This window comes from Actinomyces sp. (assembly GCF_030524025.1).
Lineage (GTDB): Bacteria > Actinomycetota > Actinomycetes > Actinomycetales > Actinomycetaceae > Actinomyces.
Genome location: NZ_JAUNHI010000006.1, coordinates 64,593 through 69,719, shown reverse-complemented (window position 1 = coordinate 69,719; position 5,127 = coordinate 64,593). Strand labels below are relative to the sequence as shown.

The window sequence follows — 5,127 nt, the reverse complement described above, 5'->3', positions numbered from 1 at the left end:
GCGTGGATCGGCGGGTATGCCGGGGCCGCCCCCCCCGGGAACACCGCAACGCCCCGGACTCACCCCCCGAGCCCCGGACTCACTGACGGAACCCCGGAATCAGCGAGCCTTTCTCACTACGGGGTGGGGGTCGGGATTGTTGGGGTGGTGCGGGAAAGTGGGTGTGTTGTAAGCGGGGCTGTCGGTCCCCATGGGTTGGGCGTTGGGAAAAGTCCGCGCGGGAATCATGCCGCGCCACTCTTGACGTGCCGGCCGCTGCCGCCGGCACCGTCTGGCGGGCCGCCGCCTACCGCTACCACCCGCAAGGCCTTGGACACCGTCGACAGGCGGTCCTCGGAGGCCCGGAGGCCATGTCGACAGGTGGTGGCTGTCACATGTGGCGCGGTGTGTCACTCGTGTCGTGGCCGCGGCGGGTGGGTCGACCGGCCAGACGGATGCCGGGGCGTGTGGGCTGGTCGTGGTGGTGGAGGAAACGTGCGCAGGGAGATCGCCGAAAAACGCCGGCCACCCCGGGCAGGGGTGGCCGGCGTCTGGCGTAGGGGCGGTGGGCCGTCTCAGGCCTTCGCGACGTCCATGGGGATGCCCGGACCCATGGTGGTGGCCATGGTCGCCTTGAGGATGTACCGGCCCTTGGAGGTGGCCGGCTTGAGGCGCAGGACCTCCTCCAGGGCGGCACGGAAGTTCTCGACAAGCTGGTCCTCGGTGAAGGACACCTTGCCGATGACGAAGTTGAGGTTGGCGGCGCGGTCGACGCGGAACTCGATGCGCCCGCCCTTGATGTCGGTGACGGCCTTGGCCACGTCCATCGTCACGGTGCCCGTCTTGGGGTTGGGCATGAGCCCGCGCGGGCCCAGGACGCGGCCGAGGCGGCCGACCTTGCCCATGAGGTCGGGGGTGGCCACCGCGGCGTCGAAGTCGGTGTAGCCACCGGCGACCTTGGCGATGAGCTCGTCGCCGCCGACCTCGTCGGCGCCCGCGGCGATGGCCTGCTCGGCCTTCTCACCCTGAGCGAAGACGACGACGCGGGCGGTCTTACCGGTACCGTGCGGCAGGGACACGGTACCTCGCACCATCTGGTCGGCCTTGCGGGGGTCCACGCCCAGACGCAGGACGACGTCGACAGTGGAGTCGAAACTCGTCACGGACGTGGCCTTGGCCAGCTTGGCGGCCTCGGCCGGGGTGTAGAGGATCCCGGACTGGATCTTCTCAGCGGCGGCACGGTAGGCCTTGCTGCGCTTGGTCATCTGCTTCTCCTTGGCAGTCGTGGTGAACGGGCCGCGCAAGGCCCTTCCACGGGGGGGGTGTCAGTGGTCGGAGCCGGGGCCTCAGGCCTCGACGGTGATGCCCATCGAGCGGGCGGTGCCCACGATAGTCTTGGCGGCGGAGTCGACGTCATTGGCGTTGAGGTCCGCCATCTTGGTCTGGGCGATCTCCCTGACCTGGTCCATGGTCAGGGTCCCGACCTTGGAGGAGTGGGGGGTGGCCGAGCCCTTGGAGACGCCGGCGGCCTTCTTGATCATCTCGGCGGCCGGGGGCGTCTTGGTGACGAAGGTGAAGGAGCGGTCCTCGTAGACGGTGATCTCCACGGGGATGACGTTGCCGCGCTGCGACTCGGTCGCGGCGTTGTACGCCTTGCAGAACTCCATGATGTTGACGCCGTGCTGACCGAGCGCGGGGCCGATCGGCGGGGCGGGGTTGGCTGCGCCGGCCTGGATCTGGAGCTTGATCAGCCCGGCGACCTTCTTCTTGGGAGCCATGTCGATGGATCTCTTTCTTGTCCGGAAAAGCGCTGCACGCCTGCCGTGCAGCGGGGCGCGCGAATCGAGCGCGCACGACCGCTCATCCTAGCCCGAGGCGCACCCCGCCGGGGCCGGCGGTGCCTGGAATCACAGGCCCACGGCTGTGAGACGGCACCCATGAGAGCTCATGGGCGCGGGGCCGAAGACCTCCCCGCCGCCGGGGCGGGGAGTCCGGCACCCGGACCGGGGCGCGGGGCTCAGATCTTGGCGACCTGGCTGAAGGACAGCTCGGCGGGGGTGTCGCGGCCGAACAGCGAGATGAGCACCTGGAGCTTCTGGGTCTCGGGGTGGATCTCCGAGATCGTCGCGGGCAGGGACTCGAAGGGGCCCTCGGTGACGATGACCGACTCGCCGACGGTGAAGCTCACCTCGTAGACCTGGCCGCCGGCAACAACCTGCGTGCCCGAGCCGTCGGCCTCGGCCGCGCTGGCCGCAGCCTGCTTGGCCGCGATCTCCTCGGCGGTGGGGCCGAGCTGGGCGACGGCCTCCTCGAAGGGCAGGGGCACCGGGTTGTAGCGGTCCCCGACGAAACCGGTGACGGCCGGGGTGTCCTTGATCGTGCGCCACACCTGGTCGGTGGTCTCCGGGTCGTCCAGGTCCATGCGGACGAAGACGTAGCCGGGCAGGCGCACGCGGGAGACCTCCTTCTTCTTGGAGGCGTTCTTGATCTCGATGACCGTCTCCATGGGCACGACGGCGTCGAAGACGTAGCCCTCGAGCTCGAAGTTCTCAGCACGGGCCATGATGTCGGCCGCTACGCGCCGCTCATAGCCCGAGTAGGTGTGCAGGACATACCACTGGCCAGGCAGCGAGGACATCTCGGCGCGGAACTCCTCGAGCGGGTCCACCGCCTCGCGCTCGGCGGGCTCCTGCCCGGCCTCCTGGGACTCGGCGGAAGCCTGGTCGAGCGCCTCGGTCTGGCCGTCGGTCTCGACGTCGTCGCCGACGGGCGACAGCTCCTCAGGGACGGTCTGCTCGGACACGGTCTGCACCTGCTTTCCTGACACGCAGCGGCTGGTAGATGGGGTGGCGGTTGACGGCGGCCCGGCCGCCGGGGGTCAACCCGGGGCTCAGGCGAAGGCCCACATGATGAGCCAGTCGAAGGCGGCGTCCAGCAGCCCGGTGAAGGCCATGATCGCCAGGATGAAGACAACCACGACGGCGAAGTAGGTCGACAGCTCCTTGCGGGTGGGCCACACCACCTTGCGCAGCTCTTCGACGACCTGCCGGAAGAACAGGAGGACGCGGACGGGCAAGGCTCTCTTCCTGTCCTGCTTGTCGACGGCGCTTGCGCTCATGCTTTCGAGGTCCTCGGGATCGGTGGTTCGGTCGTGCCCAGGGGGGGCGAGAGGACGGAACCGACGGGATCTCCCGACAGATCCGCCGTTCTCAGCAGGGCAGGCGGGACTCGAACCCACAACCGCCGGTTTTGGAGACCGGTGCGCTACCAATTGCGCCACTGCCCTTCAGCGGTGCCCCATCCTGCCACACCGTCCCGGGCATCGCGACCTCCACCCTCGTGGGCTGCGACACGTCCCACGATCGGCCGGTGGACCTCGGTGACGGCGAGCCCGACGCCCCGCTGGAGGTCGAGGGCGCCTCCTGCCCACCCCCGGCCACAGGAGCCTCAGGGCACTGCACGGCGCTGAGCGCCGAGCCGCCCGCGTCGCCCGGCCGATCCCCCGACCTGCCCGGGTAGGACTCCAGCACCGTGATCGTGCAGTCCGAGACGGCCTTCGCCGAGCCCACCTCGACACTGACCTCCACCGCGCTCGCACCGTCCCGGACGAAACTCACCCACACGTCTCCGGCCGGAGAACGCCTCCCCGATGCGGCCCGGCTCGTCAGAGCCAACACCGAGGAAGCCGCCTCGTCAATGCCCCTATGCGCCCGGTCACCGGACCTGTGGGACCATGACCCTGTGAGCACTGCACCCCGGAGCCGAGTCTCCTCCCGCCTAGCCGCCATCGCCCCGTCAGCCACCCTCGCCGTCGACGCCAAGGCCAAGGCCCTCAAGGCCGCGGGCCGCCCGGTCATCGGGTTCGGCGCCGGCGAGCCGGACTTCCCGACGCCGGACTACGTCGTCCAGGCCGCTGTGGCGGCCGCCCAGGACCCCGCCAACCACAAGTACTCCCCCGCCAAGGGGCTGCCCGTCCTGCGGGAGGCGATCGCCGCCGCGACCCTGCGCGACTCCGGCCACGAGGTCTCCCCCGACGCCGTCCTGGTGACCAACGGCGGCAAGCAGGCGGTCTTCCAGGCCTTCGCCGCCGTGGTCGACCCCGGCGACGAGGTGATTCTGCCGGCCCCGTACTGGACGACCTACCCCGAGGTCATCGCCCTGGCCGGCGGCACCCCGGTCGAGGTCTTCGCAGGCGCAGACCAGGAGTACAAGGTGACGGTCGACCAGCTCGAGGCCGCCCGCACCGACCGCACCAAGGCTGTCCTCGTGTGTTCCCCGTCTAATCCGACCGGTGCGGTGTACACCCCCGAGGAGCTCGGGGCCATCGGGCGCTGGGCCCTGGAGCACGGCGTGTGGGTCATCACCGATGAGATCTACGAGCACCTGCTCTACGACGGCGCCGAGCCCGCCCACATCCTGTCCCTCGTGCCCGAGCTGGCCGAGCAGACCATTGTGCTCAACGGGGTGGCCAAGACCTATGCGATGACCGGCTGGCGGGTGGGCTGGATGATCGGTCCGGCCGATGTCATCGCGGCGGCCACGAACTTCCAGTCACACCTGACATCCAACGTCGCCAACGTCTCCCAGCACGCCGCCCTGGCGGCCGTCTCCGGCGACCTGTCGACCGTGGCCGAGATGCGCGAGGCCTTCGACCGCCGCCGCCGGCTCATGGTCTCCCTGCTGTCGGAGATCGAGGGCCTCGAGGTACCGGTCCCCCGGGGCGCCTTCTACGCCTACCCGAGCGTCGAGGCGCTGATCGGCCGCAGCCTGCGGGGCACGCTCATCGACTCCTCCGCGACCCTGGCCGGCCTCGTCCTCGAGCACGCCGAGGTCGCGGTGGTCCCCGGCGAGGCCTTCGGGCCATCGGGCTTCGTGCGCCTGTCCTACGCCACCGGCGACGAGGCCATCACCGAGGGCGTGGGGCGCCTGCGCGAGCTGCTGTCCGAGGTCGAGTAGCCCCGGCCCGGGCGGCCGCGGATCGCACGGCCGCCTCCCCGGTGGAGACATGCGGGAGCCGGCCGCCACGGGGCGGCCGGCTCCTTGCGTTCCCTGGGCCTCGGCGGTCCCCCGGCCTCGGCGTTACCGGGGGGGCGGGGTCTGTCGGACGGCGGCAACCCCGGTGCGGGCCCCCCCGCAGCTGCCGCCGGT

General features: G+C 70.6%; 5 protein-coding genes and 1 tRNA gene. 1 reads left to right on the top strand and 5 read right to left on the bottom strand.

Going from position 1 to position 5,127, the window contains the following annotated elements; translation table 11 throughout:
• Positions 1-554: 554 nt before the first annotated feature.
• From rplA to Q4C85_RS04205, 5 genes are all read right to left on the bottom strand, one after another.
• On the bottom strand, positions 555-1,244 hold the full coding sequence (rplA, locus tag Q4C85_RS04225) for a 50S ribosomal protein L1 (RefSeq protein WP_303139921.1): 690 nt from the start codon (positions 1,242-1,244) through the stop codon (positions 555-557).
• Positions 1,245-1,325: 81 nt separating this feature from the next.
• Positions 1,326-1,757, bottom strand: a complete 432-nt coding sequence (gene rplK / locus Q4C85_RS04220) for a 50S ribosomal protein L11 (RefSeq protein WP_303139918.1) — start codon at positions 1,755-1,757, stop codon at positions 1,326-1,328.
• A 239-nt stretch (positions 1,758-1,996) separates the two neighbouring features.
• Positions 1,997-2,791 carry a transcription termination/antitermination protein NusG gene (gene nusG, locus Q4C85_RS04215; RefSeq protein WP_303139917.1) on the bottom strand — a complete coding sequence of 265 codons (795 nt, stop codon included), beginning with the start codon at positions 2,789-2,791 and terminating at the stop codon, positions 1,997-1,999.
• 78 nt (positions 2,792-2,869) lie between these two features.
• Positions 2,870-3,097, bottom strand: a complete 228-nt coding sequence (secE, locus tag Q4C85_RS04210; protein WP_303139916.1) for a preprotein translocase subunit SecE — start codon at positions 3,095-3,097, stop codon at positions 2,870-2,872.
• 95 nt (positions 3,098-3,192) lie between these two features.
• Positions 3,193-3,265, bottom strand: a tRNA-Trp gene (locus Q4C85_RS04205).
• Positions 3,266-3,720: 455 nt separating this feature from the next.
• Here Q4C85_RS04205 and Q4C85_RS04200 point away from each other — a divergent pair.
• Positions 3,721-4,935, top strand: coding sequence for a pyridoxal phosphate-dependent aminotransferase (locus tag Q4C85_RS04200; protein ID WP_303139915.1), 1,215 nt, complete (start codon positions 3,721-3,723; stop codon positions 4,933-4,935).
• Positions 4,936-5,127: the final 192 nt, after the last annotated feature.